This is a genomic window from Paraburkholderia sp. Ac-20340 (genome assembly GCF_017104965.1).
Lineage (GTDB): Bacteria > Pseudomonadota > Gammaproteobacteria > Burkholderiales > Burkholderiaceae > Paraburkholderia.
The window spans coordinates 403,222-423,549 of the sequence record NZ_JAAGPR010000006.1; the positions used below are offsets into that span (position 1 = coordinate 403,222).

The following is a 20,328-nucleotide window of genomic DNA, read 5'->3' on the forward strand; positions in this document are numbered from 1 at the left end:
CATCGGACAACTCCAACATGAGGTTTACCCTCGAATCGGCCATAAATCAGCGGCGACAAGGGTTTCAGGCTGATGATCGCGTGATCTTTGTCGCTGCACGATCCAATATAAGACATCGTACAACATAAGCGCTTTTCAAGCCGATGGCAGCTCGATCCGCCGGAAACGGCCTGCCAGCAGGCCATACGCGAGCATCGCCACCACGCCGTGCGCCCCGACGAACCAGAGCGCCCGGTCGAACGACCCTGTGGTCGCCACCACGAAGCCAATCACGATGGGCGTAACGATCCCCGCCACGTTGCCGATGCCGTTGAACACCCCGCCGCTCAGGCCGGTCATTTCGCGCGGCGCGACGTCGGCGAGCACGGCCCAGCCGATCGCCCCCAGTCCCTTGCCGAAGAACGCCAGCGAAACCAGCACGACGACGGCCGTATCGGTCGTGGCGAACGGCGCGCCGATCAGCGCCGTGGCCAGCACCATGCCGATCATGAACGGCGTCTTGCGCGCCGCCGACATCGGCACACCGCGCCGTATCAGCCAGTCCGACAGCGCGCCGCCCAGCACGCCGCCCGAAAACCCGCAGATGGCCGGCAGCGCCGCAACCAGGCCCACCGTCATGATGTTCATGCCACGCTCTTTCACCAGATAGATCGGGAACCACGTGATGAAAAAGTACGTGAGCGCCGTGATGCAGTACTGGCCGATATAGAGCGCCCACAGCATGCGGCTCTTGAACAGCACGGCAATCTCACGCCGCGTAAAGCGGCGGCGCGCATGGCCGCGCCCGCCGAGATGGCTGTCGAGATGGACAAGCGCGCCACGTTCGGCGATGTAATCGAGTTCGGCGCGACTCATGCGCGGATGATCGGCGGGCTCGCGCATCGTCGCGAACCAGATGCACGCCGCCACGATACCCAGCGCGCCCATGAAGAAAAACACCTGATGCCAGCCGAACCGATGCGTGAGCCAGGCCATCAGCGGCGTGAAGATCACCACGGCGAGATATTGCGCGGAATTGAACAGCGCGCTGGCGGTGCCGCGCTCGGCGGTCGGGAACCAGGCGGCGACAACACGCGCGTTGCCGGGAAAGGCCGGCGACTCCACCAGCCCCAGCATGAAACGCATGACGAAGAGCGCCGTGGTGGCCGCCGCCACCGAACCGAACACCGACACCGCGCCCTGCGCCATCGTGAAGCACGACCACAGCACGATACTCGCGCCATAGACGCGCCGGGCGCCGAAGCGGTCCAGCAGCCAGCCGCCGGGAATCTGGCCGATCGCATAAGCCCAGCCGAACGCGGAAAACACCACGCCGAGCGCGGCGGGCGTGAGCCCCAGATCGCGGGCGACGAAGGTGCCGGCAATCGAGAGCGTCGCGCGATCCGCGTAATTGAGGACCGTGATGCAGAAAATCAGACCGAGGATGGCATAACGGAAATGGCCAATGCGGGCCTGCTGCGCCGCTGGCTTCGCAGCGGTCATATCGAAGGCTTTCATGTGTCTCCTCCCTGTCTCGGGATGATTTTTTGTGGCGCGCGTGTCTACTGCCGCTGTGGCCACCTGAAGCGCCGCGCGCGCCGTTGCATCGCGCGCCGCAGCGCCAATCGTTGCGCGCGCAAGCTCACGTCACGCTGGTTTCGGGGCGCTGCCCCGCAAAACTCGCCGCGAGGCTATCCAGCACGATCTTCCCCATGGCCTCGCGCGTCTGCACCGTGGCGCTCGCACGATGCGGCTGCAGCACGACGTTAGGCAGCGCGAGCAGTTCGGCGGGCACCCTCGGTTCGTCGACGAAAACATCGAGACCCGCGCCCGCGATGCGCTGCTCCACCAGCGCGCGCACCAGATCGGCTTCGTTGACGAGCTTGCCGCGCGCCACGTTGACGAGCCAGCCGTCGCGACCCAGCGCGTCGAGAATGCGCGCATCGACGATACCCTCCGCATCGTCGGCGGATGCGGCCAGCACCAGCGCGTCGCTTTCGCTTGCGAGCGCATGCAGGTCGCTCACGTAGCGATACGGCACATCGCTCATGGCCCGCAGATCGGTGTAGGCAATCGCGCAATTGAACGCGGCGGCGCGCGTGGCAATCGCACGGCCCACGCGACCCAGCCCGACGATGCCCAGCTTCATGTCGCTGAACTTGCGCGCCAGCGGCAGCGGCGCTTTCGCGAGCCACTGGCCGTCGCGCACGTAGCGGTCGCCCACGCACAGGCCGCGGCAGACCGCCAGCAGCAGACCGATGGCGAGATCGGCGACATCGTCGGTGAGCACGCCCGGCGTCGTCGACACATGAATGCCGCGCTCGCGGGCGTAGGCCAGATCGACCGCGTCGGTGCCAATGCCGCTGATCGCGACGATGCGCAGCTTCGGCAACTGCTCCATCGTCGCGTTGCTAATACCCGAGGCGCCGCCCGTCACCACACCGTCGATGCGCGCGCCGATCTCGCGCAGCCAGCCTTGCGCGTCGGCGTGCTCGTAGAGGCGGTGCACCGTGTAACGGGCGCGCAGCGCCTCGTCGAGCGCGGCAATCACGGGATTGATGAGAAGGACTTCGAAGGACATGCGCGGGTTTCCTCGTGGCGATCGTGCTGCGTGATTCGGGGTGATGGCGAGGCGGCGCGCCGTGGCGGCGGACCGCGTCGTGGGGTGAAATCGCAATCGAGTATAGGCAGGCGATCGATCGAGGTCTAAGCTATATTCAGCATCGATCGATACACAAATTGAAATGAACGTCGACCTCAATCATCTGCGCTGTTTCGTGGCCGTCGCCGAGGAATTGCACTTCGGGCGCGCCGCCGCGCGCCTGTTCATGACGCAGCCGCCGCTCAGCCGGCAGATCCATCTGCTCGAAGAAGCGCTGGGGCTCGTGTTGTTCGAGCGCAATAGCCGCAGCGTGAAATTGACCGAGGCGGGCCGCGTCTATTACGACGACGCGCTGCGCATCCTGCGACTGGCGGATCAGGCCGCCGATTCGGCGCGGCGTGTGGCGCGCGGCGACGCGGGCCAGGTGACGGTTGGCTTCACCGCGGTCTCGGGTTATCAGATGGTGCCCGCGCTGCTGTCGGCGGCCAGCGAGGCGCTGCCCGGCATCACCGTGGTGCTGCGCGAAATGGTGTCGCTCGCGCAGACGCGCGCGCTGGAAACCCGTGCGATCGACCTCGGCATCATGCGCGCCCAGTTCGCCAGTCCCGGCATCGCCTGCCGGCTGCTGCGGCGCGAACCGCTGATGGCCGCCATTCCCGCCACGCACCGGCTGGCGAAGCGCCGCACGATTGCCGCACGCGATCTGGAGGACGAAGCCTTCGTCATGTACTCGCGCGACGGCGGCAAATACTTTCATGACCGCATCGCCGGGCTGTTCAACGCGGCGGGCGTGCGCGTGCGCCACGTGCAGTTCATCGACCAGACGCATAGCATCGTCGCGCTGGTGCGCGCGAGACTGGGCGTGGCGATCGTGCCCGCCTCCGCGCAGGAACTGGGTTTTCGCGATGTCCAGTTCCACCCGCTCTGGACCGCGGACGCCCACGCCGACCTCGATCTGGCCTGGAGCGAAGAGCAGAACACGCCCGCCGTCGAACGCTTCCGGGATTTCGCGCTCGACTATTTTTCGCAGCATGCGAAAACCCGCCACAGCGCCTAGTTGTACGATGTCACACGAAATTTTTCGATGTGATTTGTGACATTTTTCCGACAAAACCCCCGTTTACTTTGAGATATCCCCCCTGATCCGCAAAGGTTGTTTCCCGCACGGCTTATGTTGTACGATGACATAACTCATCGCTTTGCCAACCAGGAGACACCATGCAGATCACCGGCGACATGCTTATCGGAGGCCGCGCCGTGCGCGGCTCGGACCAGCCGCTACTGGCCTTCAATCCCGCCACCGGCGAAGACATTCCCGCGCCGGCGTTCGGCAGCGGCACGGCCGCCGACGTCAAGCGCGCCTGCGAACTGGCCGGCGCCGCGTTCGACACCTACCGCAATCTGCCGCTCGCCACGCGCGCGGCCTTTCTCGAACGCATCGCCGACGGCATCGCCGCGCTCGGCGACACGCTGACCGAACGCGCCCACGCCGAAAGCGGTTTGCCGAAGGCCCGTCTCGAAGGCGAGCGCGGCCGCACCGTGGGCCAGTTGCGCCTGTTCGCGCAGGAAGTGCGTCAGGGCGTGTGGCTTGGCGCGACGCTCGATTCCGCCCTGCCCGAGCGCAAGCCGCTGCCGCGCGCCGATCTGCGTCTGCAGAAAATTGCCGTCGGCCCGGTGGCGGTGTTCGGCGCGAGCAACTTCCCGCTGGCGTTTTCGGTCGCGGGCGGCGATACGGCTGCGGCGCTCGCAGCCGGTTGCCCGGTCGTCGTGAAGGCGCATGGCGCGCATCTGGGAACGTCGGAGATGGTCGGCCGCGTGATCCAGCAGGCCGTCAAGGACATGGGCTTGCCCGAAGGCGTGTTCTCGCTGATCGTCGGCGCGGGCCGCACGGTGGGCGAGGCACTGGTCGCGCATCCGGCCATCAAGGCGGTGGGCTTCACCGGTTCGCGCGCGGGCGGCACGGCGCTGATGCGCATCGCCGCGCAGCGCTCGGAGCCGATTCCCGTCTACGCGGAAATGAGCAGCATCAACCCGGTGTTCCTGCTGCCGCAGGCGCTGGCCGCGCGCGGTGCGTCGATCGCACAGGGTTTCGTCGATTCGCTGGTGCTGGGCGCCGGTCAGTTCTGCACGAATCCGGGTCTGGCGATTGCCGTGGAAAGCCCGGCGCTTGCGCAGTTTGTCGATGCCGCCTCGGCGGCGCTGGCCGGCAAGCCTGCACAGACCATGCTGACGGCCGGCATCCACACGGCGTATGAGCAAGGCGCGCAACGCCTGTCGCAGACGCCTGGCGTCAACGCACTCGCGCAAGGTCAGCCGGAAAGCGGCCCGAACCAGGCCTGCGCCGCCCTCTTCGTCACCGACGCCCAGACCTTCCTCGCGCAGCCAGCGCTGGAGGACGAAGTGTTCGGCCCGGCCTCGACGCTGGTGCGCTGCAAGGACGAAGCCGAACTGCTGGCGGTTGCGGAACACTTCGCGGGCCAGTTGACCGCCACGCTCCAGATGGACGCCGACGACCTGCCCGCCGCTAGACGCCTCCTGCCGATTCTCGAACGCAAGGCTGGCCGCCTGCTGGTCAACGGCTTCCCGACCGGCGTGGAAGTCTCGCACGCGATGGTGCACGGCGGCCCGTTCCCGGCGACGTCCGATAGCCGCGCGACGTCGGTGGGCACGAACGCGATCGACCGCTTCCTGCGTCCGGTCTGCTATCAGGATTTCCCGGCAGGCCTGCTGCCCGAAGCGCTGGCGGATGGCAACCCGCTGGAACTGTGGCGCCGCAAGGATGGCGACATCGTGCGCGGCTGAACGAGCGCGTGAATGAAAAACGGCGGCCAGATCGATCTGGCCGCCGTTTTTTTATGCCGGGTTGCTGCGCTTCAGGCGGTTTCGCCCGCCGCTGCCGCCGCGCGACGCAGCCGTTCGCGGCTGCTCGACAGGTGCATGCGCATGGCCGCGCGCGCGCCTTCGGGATCATGGCGCGCGATCGCTTCGAAAATACTTTCGTGCTCGCGATTCACCAGCTCGGCATAGGCTTTGGGATCGCTGTGCGCGATACCCGCCGAATCGATGCGATGACGCGGAATCAGCGCCGCGCCCATCTGCGTGAGGATATCGACGAAATAACGGTTGCCGGTGGCGCGCGCCACGGAAACGTGAAACTGCAGATCCGCGCCGGGGCTGTCGCCGCCCGCGCGCGTGGCCGCCGAAATCGCATCGAGCGCCGTGCGGATAGCCGCGAGATCGCGCTCGCTTGCGCGCTGGGCGGCGAGGCCCGCGCATTCGGTTTCGAGGCTGATGCGCAATTCCAGCACGGACAGCAGATCGTTCAGCGTGCTTGCGGGCACGACGTCGAGATCGAGCGGCTCGCGGCGCGGCTCCAGCACGAAGCTGCCGATGCCATGACGCGTCTCGATCACGGACATCGCCTGCAGACGGGAAATGGCTTCGCGCACCACGGTGCGGCTCACGCCGAGCAGCGTCATGAGACTGCTTTCGGTCGGCAGCTTGTCGCCGGGTTTGAGTGCGCGCGAGGCAATCTGCTCGTTGACGTAGGTGACCACGTGTTCGGCGAGATTGCGATTGCGGGGCGGACGGTTGAGTGTGGGCGCGGCGAGCAGATCGGCCATCGTCCCCTCCTTGGTGTTCGGATTTCGCACCATTATACGTCGTCGGACAACTGTGCGAGCGAGGCGCGGGCGCTTTTATCCCTGCGAACAGGCTATCGGGACACGCTCTCGCCCAGGACATCGGACAACCTGCTCACGCGCCGGCATGCCTTCGCGCCATATTTTCCCGATCGCCCAAAATTAATATGGATTCCATAACAAACGATACCGGTCATCTCTTGCGAAAATTCGTCGCCGTGTTAGCAAACCTGCTATTTCAAGGGATAAACGTAAAGAAACCGTGCTACGGCAGGTGTACACATTGCTCTCGACAGCCGGGTTTTTTGTCCATAATCTCTCGCAAAGGATGCACACCGGCCTGACATACCCCAGTCACCGGAAAGCGCCTCAACTGATACCGGATCGCATCGCGTTTGTGCTGTCGCTTGTGTTGACCAGCACCCCCACAATTCGCAACGAGGGAATCATTGAGCCATCGCATCGTCCGCGTTGTTAGCGCGTTTGCTGCGGCCCTGGTCGGCGCGCTGACGCTCTCGCTGCCCGGCGCACGGCTGCACGCCGCGCCGCCCGCCGAACGCGCACCCGACACCCTGCAGGCGCGCGTGATGGGCTGCGCCGCGTGCCACGGCGCGCATGGCGAAGGCACCGACAACGACTACTTCCCGCGCCTTGCGGGCAAGCCCGAGGGCTATCTCTACAACCAGTTGATCGCGTTTCGCGACGGCGGCCGCAGCTATCCGCCGATGAACTATCTGCTGGCCTATCTGCCCGACGCCTACCTCAAGCAGATCGCCGCCTTCTTCGCCCAGCAGCATCCGCCCTATCCGGCGCCCGCCACGCCCCGGGTCGATGCCGCCATGCTGGCGCTGGGCAAATCGCTCGTGACCAACGGCGCGCCCGAGCGCAAGGTGCCCGCCTGCGCGGCCTGCCACGGCGCCTCGCTCACGGGCATGCAGCCCGCGATTCCGGGCTTGCTGGGCCTGCACGCGGATTACATCAGCGCGCAGCTGGGCGCGTTCCGCTACGGCACGCGCCGCGCCGCCAGCCCGGACTGCATGCACGACATCGCCTCGCATCTGGCCGAGCGCGACATCACGGCGATTGCCGCCTGGCTGGCCGCCCAGCCCGCCCCGGCCGATCCGATGCCAGCCGCGCCCGCGCCGCTGCCGCTCGCGTGCGGCAGCGTCCCCCACTAGCCGAGGCCTCGACGTGCGCAGACTTCGATCCCTCATCGCCGTGACTGGCTGGCTCCTTGCAGCGCTGACGCTCAACGCGCTCGCGCAAAGCGCAGCGCCGACTGCCAACGCCGCAGACGCCGCGAGCGCAGCGGCAGCAGCGGCCACCGCCAACGCCAAACCCATGGCCGCCAACGCCGTGCAGATCGCGCGCGGCGAATACCTCGCGCGCGCAGGCGACTGCATTGCCTGCCACACCGTGCCGTCGCAACAGATGTTCGGCGGCGGGCGGCCGATGGAAACGCCGTTCGGCACGCTTTACACGCCGAATATCTCCTCCGATAAAACCTATGGCATTGGCGCGTGGAGCGCCGACGAGTTCTATCGCATGCTGCACGAAGGCAAATCGCGCGACGGCACGCTGCTTTATCCGGCGATGCCCTTCGCCTCCTACACCAGAGTGACGCGCGCCGACTCCGACTCGATCTACGCCTATCTGATGTCCACGCAAGCCGTGCATCAGCCCAATCGCGCCCACACGCTGCGATTTCCGTATAACCAGCGGTCGCTATTGCTTGGCTGGCGCGCGCTGTTCTTTCGTGCGGGCGAATTCAAGCCCGATCCGAAACAGTCGGTCGAATGGAATCGCGGCGCGTATCTGGTGCAGGGACTCGGCCATTGCACGATGTGCCATACGGAAATCAATGCATTGGGCGGCAATTCCGCCTCGAAGGAATTTCAGGGTGGTTTGATTCCGCTGCAGAACTGGTATGCGCCATCGCTTACGTCCAACAAGGAAGCGGGGCTCGGCGACTGGAGCATCGACGATATCGTCGATCTGCTGCACGCCGGTGTGTCCAATCGCGGCGCCGTCTATGGGCCAATGGCGGAAGTCGTCTACGACAGCTTCCAGTACCTCACCGAAGACGACGTGCGCGCCGTAGCCGTCTATCTGAAGTCGCTGCCTGGCCATTCGAACGAAGTCGATCAATCGCCCAGGAGCCAGGTCGTCACGGAAGAATCGAATCGTCTCGCGCCACTCGGGCAGAAGATTTACGAGGCGCAATGCGCCGTGTGTCACGCCACGCAGGGGCAAGGAAAACTGCCACATTTCCCGCCGCTCGCGAACAATCAGTCGATCCAGATGAATTCGGCGGTGAACCCTATTCGCATGGTCCTCAATGGCGGCTACGCGCCGGGCACCATAAAGAATCCGATGCCCTATGGCATGCCGCCTTTCGCGCAGTCGCTTTCTGATGAAGAAGTGGCCGCAGTGGTGACCTATATCCGCACGGCGTGGGGAAATCACGGCGCGCCGGTATCGGTGAAAGAAGTCAACGCACTACGCTCCGCGCCGCTTTTCTAGCAACGTTTATCACGAGGCCGCGATGATCGAAACACCCGTTCCCGAGCAGCCAGGCGAGCGAGCGCAGCACGAACAGGTCGACGAGATCGTTCGCCAGGGGCCGGGCGGCGCGCTGGCGCTGGCCAGCATCGCCACGGCGATCGTGGCGGCAATCTGGTTCGCCTTCTACTTTCTGGTGTTCCTGCCTCGCGGCGTGATCCAGTGAAACACTCCTGACCTGCGCGAACCGCTCCCATGTCCACGCATCCAACCGATCCCCATGCCAGCGCCGAAGTCGCCGCACGCGTGGAGCGCCGCTGGGCCATGTTCATGGTCGCGCTCGCTCTCGTGCTGGTGGCGATGGTGGTTTTCACCGGTCTGCACTGGGCCATGATGCCGCCTTCGCGCGTCGAAACCATCAATCCGGAAACGCTGCACGTATCCGGCGAGTTCATCGAAACCAATCTGGGCAGCGCACTCGAACCCAATGGCTCCGTGACGGTGCGCGTGCTGGCGCAGCAGTATTCGTTCACGCCGCAATGCATCGTCGTGCCGGCGGGCGTGCCGATCACCTTTCGCGCCACCAGCGCCGACGTCGTGCACGGTTTTCTCGTCACCGACACCAACCTCAATTCGATGGTCGAACCGGGCTACGTCTCCACTTTCCGCACGACCTTTGCCCAACCCGGCGATCACCTGATGCCCTGCCACGAATATTGCGGCACCGGTCATCAAGGCATGTGGGCCCACGTAAAAGTAGTCGATCGCGACGCCTTCATGCAGATGGCCGCGCTGCCGGAGAATCATTCGGGGAGACTGAGCTGTGTTAAATAACAAGCGCCTCGTGCTCGCCCATTTCTGGCTCGGGTTCGTGCTGTTCGGCGTGGCGCTATTGCTGGGCGCCTGGCAGATGCTCGTACGCAGCCCGCTCCACCCGTGGCTTAAGGACCCCGAAATATATTATCGATCCGTGACGGAACACGGCACGGTGATGGGCTATGCGTTCCCCACGCTGATCGCCATGGGTTTTGGATACGCAGTGAGCGAGCTTGCGCTCAAGCGCCCGCTCGTAGGGGTGCGCTTCGCGTGGCTTGGCTTCATTCTGCTCACGCTCGGTGCGGTGACGGCTTCGGTGCCGGTTGCGCTCGGCCGTGCATCGGTGCTCTACACCTTCTATCCGCCGATGATCGGCAATGTGTTCTATTACATCGGCGTGGTGCTGGTGGTGGTCGGCTCGTGGATCTGGGTTGCGCTGATGAGCGTGAATCTCGCGGCGTGGAAGCGCGAGAATCGCGGCAAACCCGTGCCGCTGGCGATGTTCGCAACCACGGCAGGCGCGTATCTGTGGGGCTGGACCGCCGTGGGCGCGGCGATCGAGGTGCTGTTCCAGATCCTGCCCGTCGCGCTGGGCTGGCGCCACACCATCGATGCCGGCCTCGCCCGCGTGTTCTTCTCCTGGACCTTGCATGCCATCGTCTACTTCTGGCTGATGCCCGCCTATATCGCCTATTACACGATCATTCCGCGTGCAATTGGCGGGCGCCTTTATAGCGATTCAATGGCGCGCATCTCATTCATTTTATTTCTGGTCGTGGCGATGCCCATCGGCCTGCATCACCTTTTTACCGATCCGCAAGTGGGCGCGGGCTTCAAGTTCCTGCAATCGGTCTTTACCGCGCTGGTGGCCGTGCCCACGCTGCTCACGGTATTCACGATCTGCGCTTCGGTTGAAATTGCGGGACGGCTGCGCGGCGGCAAAGGCGTATTCGGCTGGATCGCAAAGCTGCCCTGGCATAACCCGCAAATGCTCGCACTCGCATTTTCCTTTGTGATGCTGGGATTCGGCGGCGCGGGCGGCCTCATCAATATGAGCTACCAGCTCGATCAGCCGATCCACAACACGCAATGGGTCACGGGGCATTTCCACCTGATTTACGGCGGCGCAATCGTCATCATGTATTTCGCCATTGCCTACGATCTATGGCCGCAACTCACCGGGCGCACGCTCGCCAACTGGCGCCTGATGCGCTGGCAATTGTGGCTGTGGTTTATCGGCATGATCGTGACGACGTTTCCCTGGCATCTGGTCGGCCTGCTCGGCATGCCGCGCCGCATGGCCTATTTCGATTACAGCGATCCCGCGCTGGCGGCGCAGGCAAGTCTCGTGACGATATCGGCGATTGGCGGATTGATTCTCGTGATTTCAGCCGTGTTGTTTTTTGTGGTGCTGCTGCAAGGCCATCGCAGCGCCACGCAGCCCGCCGAGGAATACCGCTTTAGCGCGCCGGTGCACGAATCGCCGAGACTGCCGGTGGCGCTCAACAGCTTCGCGCTGTGGATCGTGCTGATGGTCGCGCTGACGATCGCCAATTACGGCTACCCGATCGCGCAACTGCTCGCGACGCCGAACACCGCCGTGCCCGCCATTCCGATCGGAGCGCCGCGATGAACGACGAACGCCTGTTCTCGTTACGCAATGTCTGGTTTCGCGCGAGCGTTGGCGCGACCATTCTGGTGCTCGTCGTATCCGCGCTGATCGGCTTTGTCTGGCTGCCGTCCGCGCAAAGCGACCCGCAATTTCAGGGGCTCTGGAACGCGATCTGCAGCGCGGCGGGCGTGCCGCGTCAGTGGGGTCAGGCAAGCGCCACCGTCACGCCCGGCTACAAGGTCAGCACGGTCGAACTCGCGCCGCACATGCTCGACGACGCCAGTTCGCTATCGATCGGACGTGGCGCCACCCTCTCGCTGCGTTGCACCATGTGCCACGGTCCGCGCGGCATGAGCGAAGCAAATTCGCCGAATCTCGCCGGCCAATACGCGAGCGTGGTCTACAAGGAATTGCTCGACTTCCAGAGCGGCGCGCGCCAGAGCGCCGTGATGTCGCCGATGGCGCAGAATCTGTCCGATCAGGACATGCGCGATCTGGCCGCGTATTACGCCTCGCTCGCCCCCGTTGCGCGCCTGAGTGGCGATATGCCCGCGATCGTCGCGCACGGCGCGCCGATGCGCAACATTCCCGCTTGCGCGGCCTGCCACGGCGGTATCGACAGCAAGGTGGGCAGCCCGTGGCTCGACGGCCTGCCAGCCGCTTACACGAAGGCGCAGCTCACGGCATTCGCAAACGGCACGCGCCACAACGATATTTCCGAACAGATGCGCAACATCGCGCGCAATATGACGCCCGAGGAAATCGACACGGCCGCCGCGTGGTATGCGGGCAGCGCGAATCCTTGACCCGAGCTTGACCCGGGCGCGATGCGTGACGCGTGACGCGACGCCGTAACGAATGCGCCGCGGCACGCCGCTTGCGCGCCTGCTCGATCCCCGCTGTAAGCTCTTCGACCACTTCCCTCACGGAGAAACATCATGCAAAAGACGGCAAGCGCCAAATGGCATGGCGGCATCAAGGACGGCCAGGGCACGATTTCGACCCAGACCGGCGTGCTGCGCGACGCGCCCTATGGCTTCGCCTCGCGTTTCGAAGGCGGTCCCGGCACCAATCCCGAAGAGTTGATCGGCGCCGCGCATGCAGGCTGTTTCACCATGGCGTTCTCGCTTTTCCTGACCGAAGCGGGCTTCAAGGCCGACAACATCGAGACGAAATCGACGGTCACGCTGGAGAAAGTCGGCGAAGGCTTTTCGATCACGGCCTGCCAGCTCGACATGACCGCGACGATTCCCGGTATCGATCAGGCGACGTTTGAAAAACTCGCGACGGGCGCGAAAGAAAACTGCCCAGTGTCAAAGCTGTTCGCAAACAACGCGAAGATCACCTTGAACGCGAAGCTGGCGGGTTAAGCGCTATTCAGCGACGTACTTCAGCAACATGCGGCGGCCCGGCCACGCCGATTCACGCCGGGTCCGCTGCCGTGGTGGAATTTGCTGGACTTTGATGGAGAAACCGTCATGGCCATTCCCCATGCCGCGCCCGGCGAGCTCTTCGACGTCCGTCCGCTTGGCGCCGCGCTCAAGAACGCGAACACGATCACCCTGATTCGTGCGGCGCAACTGGAAGTCATCCGCATGGTGCTGCCCGCGGGCAAACGCGTGCCGGAGCATCGCGCCCCCGGTGAAATCACCGTGCTATGCGTCGAAGGCGTGATCCGCTTTGCCATCAACGGCGAACCCCGCACCCTGCACGCCGGTGACATGCTGCTGCTGAACAAGGGCGAGGCGCACGCGCTGGAAGCACTCGACGACGCCTCGATCATCGTGACGATTCATCTCGCACACGACACGCATTGAGTGCGCCGGAAACTCAGACCGACTTGGGATCGTCGCCGTATTTATTGGGCCCCGAATCGCCATCCTGCGCCCAGAAAATCAGGTTCACGATAGGCAGCAGATACCACCAGCCGCTGCGGCCCGTGTCGTGCAGACGACGCACGCCGACGGCAACGGTGGGCAGAAATACGGCGAGGTTGTAAAGGCTGTTCAAGGCGCTCTCGACATTCAGCATCCAGCCGATGATCAATAAGCCAATTGAAATCAGCGTGCTGAACAGCGTGAAATACCAGAACTCTTTGCGGCGCGCGCGACCGCTAAACGTGACGTATTTTTTGAGCGGCCCGATATACCAGTTCTGCGGCGCTTCTTCTCCCGTCCCAACGCTCGCAGCGGCCAGCGCGACCGTGCCCTGCTGGATTGCCCCGCAACCCGGACACGTCTGGGCCGTCTTGTGAAGCTGCTTGCCGCAGCCGTAGCAGAACATCATATCCATCGATTCGCTCCTTTATTCACTGTCGTTATTTGTGCGGATTGAATACGCCGATGCGAAGACAACTTCGGACATTATTATGCGAACAACATGACACCGAATACGCACCCCGCGCACCCCGTCTAACGGATTATCGACATCTTCATATGAAAAATTGAAGAATTTTTAGAATCAAACCTTTCTATTATTCATAGCGGATCGATTCGCCGATATTTAAATCGCGCGTAATGATGCCTCAAATAGTCGATTTTCCATAATCGATTCAATTCGCATGCATTCAATGCTTGCGGCATATCAATTCGAATAGGGAATAAAGGGAACCGCAGACTGAAACTGGTTGCACGCGCAACCTTGACGATCGCAGTGCGAGGCGCAAGGGAAAGGCCTCAAAAAACAGTGACGAGGCGCCATCGCCCCGTCACCGCTCATTCAACGCGTGGGCTGCAATTGGCCCCAGCTCACCAGAATGGCCTGAATGCTGCGCGCGTAGGCATCGCGCTCGCCCGGCGATTCCGAGTGATACGCGCCAATCGCACGCCACGTGTTGCCGTATCGCACCATCTTTTGCTTGAGCAACCACGCGGCCACAAAGATATTCACGCACGGGTCCGTGAGCGCGCGATGCGGAATGCCCTGGCGCGCCAGTTCGGAAAAGTGAATCGAATTGATCTGCGCCTGGCCAACGTCGATCGAACCGTTGGTATTGTGATTCACGGCCGAGGCATCGCCTTTCGATTCGCGCCACGCCACGGCGCGCAGCACGAGCGGATTCACGCCTTGATAGGCGCCGGCTTTTTCGAAGCAGTCGTTATCGGTCGTCGAAGCTTGCGCGGCGGGCGTACCCAATGCCGCGGCCGCACAGGCCAGCACACCGAAAACGCCGAGGCGCGTGCGGCGTAGCGCACGCAATAGATTGACAGACATCCCCGTGATCTCCTGATTAGCGCGCCAATGCAACATCGAGTTGATGCTCGATGTCCTTCAGATAGGTGCGCGAAGAATCGGACACCACGAGCCGCGCCGTCGGCCCAACCGGGCGGACATCATGCTGGCGCTGCTTCTTTTTGCGTGACGACGTGCGTGGCGCAGGCAGATCGTCGTCGTCGCTGCTGGCTGCGGGCGGCAGCATCGCGAGCGTGGGCAGCGGCGGATACACCTTGTCGCTGGAAGGCGAAGCGGAAAATCCCGCCGACGCCTGCAGGCTCGCGCCCGAAGCATCCGGCTGGCCCGCCCAGGCGGCGGTGGACAGCAGCATCGCGCCGAGCGCGAAAGCAATCATGCGCATCTCGTCAGCCTCCCGATTGCAGCGGCTCGATCGACACGCTGTACGTCTGGTTCGCGCCGGCCGTGAGGTTTTCGAGCACCGGCTTGTTGGTCTGGTGCACCGGCACGCCGCGCCAGATCGCCTCGTTGATGTATCGCAGATCCTGACCGAGCGCGGTCACGCGAATCAAGGTCGGGCGCTTTTGCGCAGCGGCCAGCGCGCCCGCCTTGGCGAGCACGGCGCTCAGTTGCGGATCGCGTGCGCCGAGCGCATCGGCGGGAATATCGAAGCGCAGGATCGCGCCCGACAAGGCCGGCTTGCCAGCCTGCGCCGAATCGACCGGATGCAATTGCGCGCAGCCTGTCACGGCAAGTACGGCGAGTAAGAAGACAACGCGCTTCACGTCCCAATCTCCAGAGTTACAGGTCTACATGCGCGTTTTCGGCTTTTTTTACGTGGACTTGATAGTCGGGCGGCAAACGTTTGCCAAAAAGGGAAAACTCGCTCGCGATGTGCGGCCTGGGGGAACATTGCTGCCAGAGGGATCGCAGTCTGTGTAGAGAATTGCTTCGTCAATCGGCGAACCATGACATTTGCTTACTCGTCATATGCCCATTTTCGGGGCATTCGTCTAACGAAATGGGCGGGCAGCAGTCATTTTCACCTGTTCGATTTCTTCGAACATCTTCGTCGTTCCGCTCGTACGGCAACGGGCGTGATGCGGTCCATCATCGGTTCCAACGTGTCGAACATTCATTCGGCCACTTCTCGAGGAACCGCTCACATGAAGCTCTCAACCACACTCAAGCGCGCCGCGGCCGCGCTCGCCAGCGCCGCCGCACTCGTCGCAACGGCCCACGCTGCGGCGCCCGCTATCTCCGCGCACGATATCGAAGCGAATGGCCTGCGCCTGCACTATCTCCAGGCCGGTGCCGGGTCTGACGCTGGATCCAGCTCCGCAGATGGCAACGACGCCACGCCCGTCGTGCTCCTGCACGGCTACACGGAAACCAGCCATATGTGGCGCCCGCTGATGACGCGCCTCGCCGCCAACGGCCCGGTGATCGCGCCCGACCTGCCCGGCGCGGGCGATTCGGGCATCCCCGCGAACGGTTACGACAAGAAGGCGCTCGCGCAGGACATTCACGCCATGGTCCATGCGCTCGGCTATCGCAAGGTGAAGATCGTCGGTCACGATATCGGCCTGATGGTGGCCTATGCTTATGCCGCGCAATATCCCGACGAAGTGCAAAGCATCGTGCTGATGGATGCATTCCTGCCCGGCGTCGGCGACTGGCAAAAGGTTTTCCTGCTGCGCGACAAATGGCATTTCAACTTTTATGGCGCCACGCCGCTTGCGCTCGTGCAAGGCCGCGAACGCGTCTACTTCGAGCACTTCTGGAATGACTTCGCCGCCAACGGCAATCATTCGTTATCCGAAGCAGATCGCCGATATTATTCCGCCGCGTATGCGCGTCCCGGCCGCATGCAAGCCGGTTTCGAGTATTTCCACGCATTCGGACAAGACGCCGACGATTTCGCCGCCTTCGCGCAAAAACCCTTGACGATGCCGATGCTCGTGGTCGCGGGAGAAAAAGCCTCCGGCACTTTCCTGATCGATCAAGCCAGGCAGGTCGATACCCACGTGGAAGGCGTCATCGTGCCGGGTTCGGGACACTGGCTGATGGAAGAAGCGCCCGAGCCGACCATGGCCGCCATCGAACGCTTCATTGAAACACCGCAACCGCTCGCCGCGAAGTAATTGCGTGCGCAACGTCCCGCATCGCGATCGATGCGGGACGTTGCATCAAACCCACTCAGTTCGCCGCAACCGGATCGTCGTTCAGCGTCTTGAGGAAGGCCTCGATATCGCGAATCTCATCGGCGGTCATTGCCGGTTTTTCGCCGAACTTGCGATCGAACGGCGCATCGGTCACATCGACATTCTTCTGGAATTGCGCCGGAATATCGTCGTATTTGTCGATCTTGCCGTTGGCGCCATGCGGATAGAACTTGCCCGGATCGGTATTGCGCTCGTTATAGAACGCCATCACCTGATCGAGGTTGTGATAAATGCCGTTGTGGAAAAACACCGACCGCGTGCTGGTATTACGCAGCGTGGGCGTGAGGAACATGCCGCAATATTGCGTCTGGTCCTTGAAGTCGGAGCGGAACGGGCCGCACACGCCCAGATCGAAGAATTTCGCATCCTGATTCTGCGCGAGCTTGCGATTGCGCGGCACGCCCAGCGCCTCGTACTGGTAGTCGGTGAACATCGGCGGCAGACCGTCTTTGGCGGGCTTCGACAAATGGCAGCCCGCGCAATTGGCCTTGTCAGGATCGTTGAACAGACGCAGGCCATGCAGTTCGGCCTGGCTCAGATGCGCACGGCCTTCGAGCCAGCGGTCGTACTTGCTGTTATACGGATGGAACGACTGATCCTCCACCTGATAGCGCGAGATCGCAAACATCGCTTCGGCAACGGCCAGGCGGTGATCGTCGAACACCCGCGCGCCGAACAACGCATTGAATTCCTTCGCGTACGGCGTGTTCTTGAGCTTTTCGGCAACCGTGTCGATGCTCGTATTCGCCATTTCGACCGGGTTCATCAGCGGGCCGTAGGCCTGCTGCTGAAGCGTGTCGGCGCGGCCGTCCCAGAACAGACCGCCCTGCGGCACCATTTCCACCGAGGTCGATGCGCCGCCCGCGGTCTTCTGCGACTTGACCACATTGGCAGCCGCCGTGGCCTGCTGCGCGACGGTGGGCGCGTCGTCGTTTTCGCCGGCATCGGGGCCGATGCTGAAATTCGGCTGGCGATACAGATACATCAGCGAAGGCGGCGGACGATAGCCCTGCTGCGTCATCGCGAGGCCGCCCTTTTGCACGTCGAGGCTATTGGGCGGGCCATAAGCGTGGTCGGGGCTATGACACGACGCGCACGACTGCTGGCCCGAAGCCGACAGCGACGGATCGAAAAAGAGCTTTTTGCCGAGCTGCGCCATCGCCGAAAGCGGCGCGACGGGCGGCCGCTGCAGCACGACCGGATGCGGATTCGCGCCGGTCAGGTTCTCGACGATATCGCCCACCTGCTCGGGCACGTTGGCGGGAAACGCCACGGCATAGGCACAAAAACCCAGCGCGGCAATCGCCACGGCGGCAGCGGCGCGCAGCACGAGGCGCGCGGGCCTGGCCGGCGCACGCGGCGTGGGAGAGGACGGAGTGGGCGATGCGGAAAGCTCGGACATGAAGCGTTCTTCCTGGCGGGACAAAAATGCCGAAAGCCGTGGGCGCCCGGCGGTTGACCGGTGGCGCTCGACACGGCGTCGGGCTCTACCTGCGCCGGTTCGGTTTATCTGAACCGGGCTGAAAAAACGGCGAAAACCCGGCGCGAGGTCCGGGTTTGCCCACCCATCGGATCAACCAGAATCAGTCCAATTCAGGCCGATCGATGCGTGCGCAACCCGATCTCGCGCCGGGCAGCGATCACATCGCCGGTGCGGAGCTCAGTTGCGTGCCGAGCGTGGTGTCGAGGTACAGCGGCGTCGTGTTGGCCGTGCCCGTCAGGTTCAGCATGCCGCGCAGATCGCCGGCTGCCGCATCGAACGAACCGCCACCCAGACGCGCGCTGCCGAGCCAGTTGTCTTCGATGAAGCGCACGACCGAAGCCTGATCGATGAACGTATGGTCGACGTAGTTGGCCTTCGCATACGGCGAGATCACGAGGAACGGAATACGCGTGCCCGGACCGCAGCGGCCGTTGACCGGCGCGCCCGCCACACCCGTCGGCTGCGTGCCCGTACCGCACACGGAGCTGCCGTTGAGCTGATCGGCTGCGGCCATCGACGAATGCACCGGCGCCATGTACTGGTGGTCGTACCAGCCGTCCGAATCGTCATAGGTCACGACGACGAGCGTGTTCTTCCAGTCCGGCTGCTGCATCAGGAAGTTCACGACCTTCGTGACGAAAGCCTGTTCGTCGAGCGGGTCCGAGTAGCCAGCGTGCGCGTCCTGTGCAGCCGGAGCCTTCAGGAAGTTCACCGACGGATAGTTGCCGGCCTTCACAGCGGCAAAGAAGTCATCCGTGTCGTACTGGTGGTTGGCCGGCTCGGCCGTCTTGCCGTCCGATTCGAGGCTCGAACCGATCGCGGCCGTCGAGCTCGGACGCGTGTGCAGCGGGTTCGACGTCGACTTGAAGTACTGGAACCAGTTGTGGTGCGGGATGTAGTCGTTCGTTGCAGCGTTCACGGCCGTCGCGATCGTGCTGCGCTTGCAGCCCGTCGTGCCGTTCGAGTTCACGGTCTGCAGGTTGAAGCCGCCCATGAAGCCGCCCCAGCTGACCTTCTGCGCATTCAGCAGGTCGCCGATATTGAGCGCGTTGATCATGCCCGAATCGGTCGTGCTCGAACACGTGTCGTAGCCCGGATCGACGTCGTTGATCATCGTGAGGCCGCCCGCGCCGTCAGCGATGTAGTACGACGAGGTCGTCGCCGTGGCCGGCTGCTTCGACGTGTTCACGAGTTCGAGGCCGTTGGTCTGGCCCGACACCACTTCGAGTGCGCCCGGCGTCGACGGACCGTACGTCGTGGTCCATGCGTTGTCGCTCATCGCGTACTTCTGCGCGTAGTTCCACAGGGCCGTGACGGTGTTGCCGTCGTAGTAGCCCATCACCTGGCCTTTCGTGCCGAAGGCGTCCGCGCCGCCGCTCGTGCCGTTACCCGTGTACTTCGGGAACAGGTCGAGCGCGCCGTTGTCGCCGGCTTGCTGCTCGGCCGTGTAGGCGTGGTTCTGGTCGGCCGTGGCGGCCTGCGAACGGTCCAGACGGAAGGGGTTGGCGGCGCCCGTGCCGTTAGCCGTGTTGGTGAAGTTCGGGTTCGAGGTGAGCAGCGAACCGGACAGACCGTTCACGCTCGGCGTGCCCGTAGCGGCCGAGAAAGCCGGCTCGCCCGTGGGGTTCGTCGAGCTCGGATAGGTCGCGAAGTAGTGGTCGAACGAGACGTTCTCGCCATAGATCACCACGAGATGCTTGATCGGCGTGGCGGTCGTAAGAGCGTCTTGCGCGGACACCGCCGCGGTCGCCGACGATCCATTGTTCGAGTTGCTGCTTCCGCACGCGAACAGTGCGGCGGCCAGACCGGCGCACGGTAGGGCGAGTAATGCTCGGCGATACATGTTGTTGGGCTCCATCGATTCTTCGAGTTGGTTTTAGAGTCCTGCGGGCGCGTCAAAAAGACGTGTGGGCCTGCCTTTCGTATTTCAGCGCCTTCCAGGTACTTACACAGGTAATGCGCCAGACATCAGGGCGTGCGAATTACAACACCGGAACATGACTACACGGCGACCGTTCGATTTCTTTAAGCTTTCGCTACATTTCAATCTGGAAAGGATTGCGGGCAAATCGCAACATTTGGGAAGGCGCGGTTTTGCACATGCAAGGGGCGCGATCTATAACTGAAGCAGCAGCGTGGACGTTCTCTGCGCGCCCGCTTTTGTCCCTCTTCTTGCGCCGCGCCACGCTGCGCCGCCTCCCGATCCGGCGGAGGCGCGTCCACTGTGGAAGCATCAGCTAACACGTTCGGCAGCCTGGCGCCCATGCGCCGGCATTCCGGCCTTCCTCTCGAGTGCG

General features: G+C 63.5%; 20 protein-coding genes. 11 read left to right on the top strand and 9 right to left on the bottom strand.

Annotation, left to right across the window (positions count from 1 at the left end; genetic code table 11):
* Positions 1 to 135: 135 nt before the first annotated feature.
* Both G3N59_RS11030 and G3N59_RS11035 read right to left on the bottom strand, forming a co-directional pair.
* Positions 136 to 1,497 carry an MFS transporter gene (locus tag G3N59_RS11030; protein WP_241023343.1) on the bottom strand — a complete coding sequence of 454 codons (1,362 nt, stop codon included), beginning with the start codon at positions 1,495 to 1,497 and terminating at the stop codon, positions 136 to 138.
* Between the two features lie 124 nt (positions 1,498 to 1,621).
* Positions 1,622 to 2,560, bottom strand: coding sequence for a 2-hydroxyacid dehydrogenase (locus G3N59_RS11035; RefSeq protein ID WP_205982611.1), 939 nt, complete (start codon positions 2,558 to 2,560; stop codon positions 1,622 to 1,624).
* Between the two features lie 163 nt (positions 2,561 to 2,723).
* On the opposite strand from G3N59_RS11035, the gene G3N59_RS11040 reads away from it, so the two are divergent.
* Complete coding sequence (locus G3N59_RS11040; protein WP_205982612.1) at positions 2,724 to 3,638, top strand: LysR family transcriptional regulator; 915 nt, start codon at positions 2,724 to 2,726, stop codon at positions 3,636 to 3,638.
* Positions 3,639 to 3,799: 161 nt separating this feature from the next.
* A complete protein-coding gene (locus tag G3N59_RS11045; RefSeq protein WP_205982613.1) occupies positions 3,800 to 5,383 on the top strand; it encodes an aldehyde dehydrogenase (NADP(+)) in 1,584 nt (527 codons plus the stop codon).
* A 71-nt stretch (positions 5,384 to 5,454) separates the two neighbouring features.
* Here G3N59_RS11045 and G3N59_RS11050 read toward each other — a convergent pair whose 3' ends face one another.
* On the bottom strand, positions 5,455 to 6,204 hold the full coding sequence (locus G3N59_RS11050) for a FadR/GntR family transcriptional regulator (RefSeq protein ID WP_205982614.1): 750 nt from the start codon (positions 6,202 to 6,204) through the stop codon (positions 5,455 to 5,457).
* A gap of 524 nt (positions 6,205 to 6,728) precedes the next feature.
* Here G3N59_RS11050 and G3N59_RS11055 point away from each other — a divergent pair.
* The 8 genes from G3N59_RS11055 (at position 6,729) to G3N59_RS11090 (ending at position 12,969) form a co-directional block, all read left to right on the top strand.
* On the top strand, positions 6,729 to 7,400 hold the full coding sequence (locus G3N59_RS11055) for a c-type cytochrome (RefSeq protein ID WP_241023373.1): 672 nt from the start codon (positions 6,729 to 6,731) through the stop codon (positions 7,398 to 7,400).
* Positions 7,401 to 7,563: 163 nt separating this feature from the next.
* A complete protein-coding gene (locus G3N59_RS11060; RefSeq protein WP_205982682.1) occupies positions 7,564 to 8,745 on the top strand; it encodes a cytochrome c in 1,182 nt (393 codons plus the stop codon).
* Positions 8,746 to 8,767: 22 nt separating this feature from the next.
* On the top strand, positions 8,768 to 8,950 hold the full coding sequence (locus tag G3N59_RS11065; protein WP_199126471.1) for a hypothetical protein: 183 nt from the start codon (positions 8,768 to 8,770) through the stop codon (positions 8,948 to 8,950).
* A 29-nt stretch (positions 8,951 to 8,979) separates the two neighbouring features.
* Positions 8,980 to 9,558 (top strand): cytochrome C oxidase subunit II, encoded by a 579-nt coding sequence (locus G3N59_RS11070; RefSeq protein WP_205982615.1) that lies wholly within the window; start codon positions 8,980 to 8,982, stop codon positions 9,556 to 9,558.
* The gene (locus G3N59_RS11075; protein ID WP_205982616.1) at positions 9,548 to 11,173 is read left to right on the top strand and encodes a b(o/a)3-type cytochrome-c oxidase subunit 1; all 1,626 of its coding nucleotides are present in this window, start codon (positions 9,548 to 9,550) and stop codon (positions 11,171 to 11,173) included. Before G3N59_RS11070 ends, G3N59_RS11075 begins: the two co-directional genes overlap by 11 nt.
* A complete protein-coding gene (locus G3N59_RS11080; protein ID WP_205982617.1) occupies positions 11,170 to 11,958 on the top strand; it encodes a c-type cytochrome in 789 nt (262 codons plus the stop codon). The genes G3N59_RS11075 and G3N59_RS11080 overlap by 4 nt, the downstream gene beginning before the upstream one ends.
* Before the next feature lie 132 nt (positions 11,959 to 12,090).
* Positions 12,091 to 12,522, top strand: a complete 432-nt coding sequence (locus tag G3N59_RS11085) for an OsmC family protein (RefSeq protein ID WP_205982618.1) — start codon at positions 12,091 to 12,093, stop codon at positions 12,520 to 12,522.
* A 108-nt stretch (positions 12,523 to 12,630) separates the two neighbouring features.
* Positions 12,631 to 12,969, top strand: coding sequence for a cupin domain-containing protein (locus G3N59_RS11090; RefSeq protein ID WP_205982619.1), 339 nt, complete (start codon positions 12,631 to 12,633; stop codon positions 12,967 to 12,969).
* 13 nt (positions 12,970 to 12,982) lie between these two features.
* Here G3N59_RS11090 and G3N59_RS11095 read toward each other — a convergent pair whose 3' ends face one another.
* The 4 genes from G3N59_RS11095 to G3N59_RS11110 form a co-directional block, all read right to left on the bottom strand.
* Positions 12,983 to 13,444 carry a DUF805 domain-containing protein gene (locus G3N59_RS11095; protein ID WP_241023344.1) on the bottom strand — a complete coding sequence of 154 codons (462 nt, stop codon included), beginning with the start codon at positions 13,442 to 13,444 and terminating at the stop codon, positions 12,983 to 12,985.
* A gap of 426 nt (positions 13,445 to 13,870) precedes the next feature.
* Positions 13,871 to 14,365, bottom strand: coding sequence for a lytic transglycosylase domain-containing protein (locus tag G3N59_RS11100; protein ID WP_205982620.1), 495 nt, complete (start codon positions 14,363 to 14,365; stop codon positions 13,871 to 13,873).
* 16 nt (positions 14,366 to 14,381) lie between these two features.
* Positions 14,382 to 14,720 carry a hypothetical protein gene (locus G3N59_RS11105; RefSeq protein WP_346777872.1) on the bottom strand — a complete coding sequence of 113 codons (339 nt, stop codon included), beginning with the start codon at positions 14,718 to 14,720 and terminating at the stop codon, positions 14,382 to 14,384.
* Between the two features lie 10 nt (positions 14,721 to 14,730).
* Positions 14,731 to 15,108, bottom strand: a complete 378-nt coding sequence (locus tag G3N59_RS11110) for a hypothetical protein (RefSeq protein WP_205982622.1) — start codon at positions 15,106 to 15,108, stop codon at positions 14,731 to 14,733.
* 381 nt (positions 15,109 to 15,489) lie between these two features.
* On the opposite strand from G3N59_RS11110, the gene G3N59_RS11115 reads away from it, so the two are divergent.
* Positions 15,490 to 16,467, top strand: a complete 978-nt coding sequence (locus G3N59_RS11115; RefSeq protein WP_205982623.1) for an alpha/beta hydrolase — start codon at positions 15,490 to 15,492, stop codon at positions 16,465 to 16,467.
* Between the two features lie 55 nt (positions 16,468 to 16,522).
* Here G3N59_RS11115 and G3N59_RS11120 read toward each other — a convergent pair whose 3' ends face one another.
* Both G3N59_RS11120 and G3N59_RS11125 read right to left on the bottom strand, forming a co-directional pair.
* A complete protein-coding gene (locus tag G3N59_RS11120; protein WP_205982624.1) occupies positions 16,523 to 17,950 on the bottom strand; it encodes a cytochrome c peroxidase in 1,428 nt (475 codons plus the stop codon).
* A 238-nt stretch (positions 17,951 to 18,188) separates the two neighbouring features.
* Positions 18,189 to 19,874: an alkaline phosphatase family protein gene (locus tag G3N59_RS11125; RefSeq protein ID WP_205982625.1), complete on the bottom strand. Its 1,686-nt coding sequence runs from the start codon at positions 19,872 to 19,874 to the stop codon at positions 18,189 to 18,191.
* Positions 19,875 to 20,328: the final 454 nt, after the last annotated feature.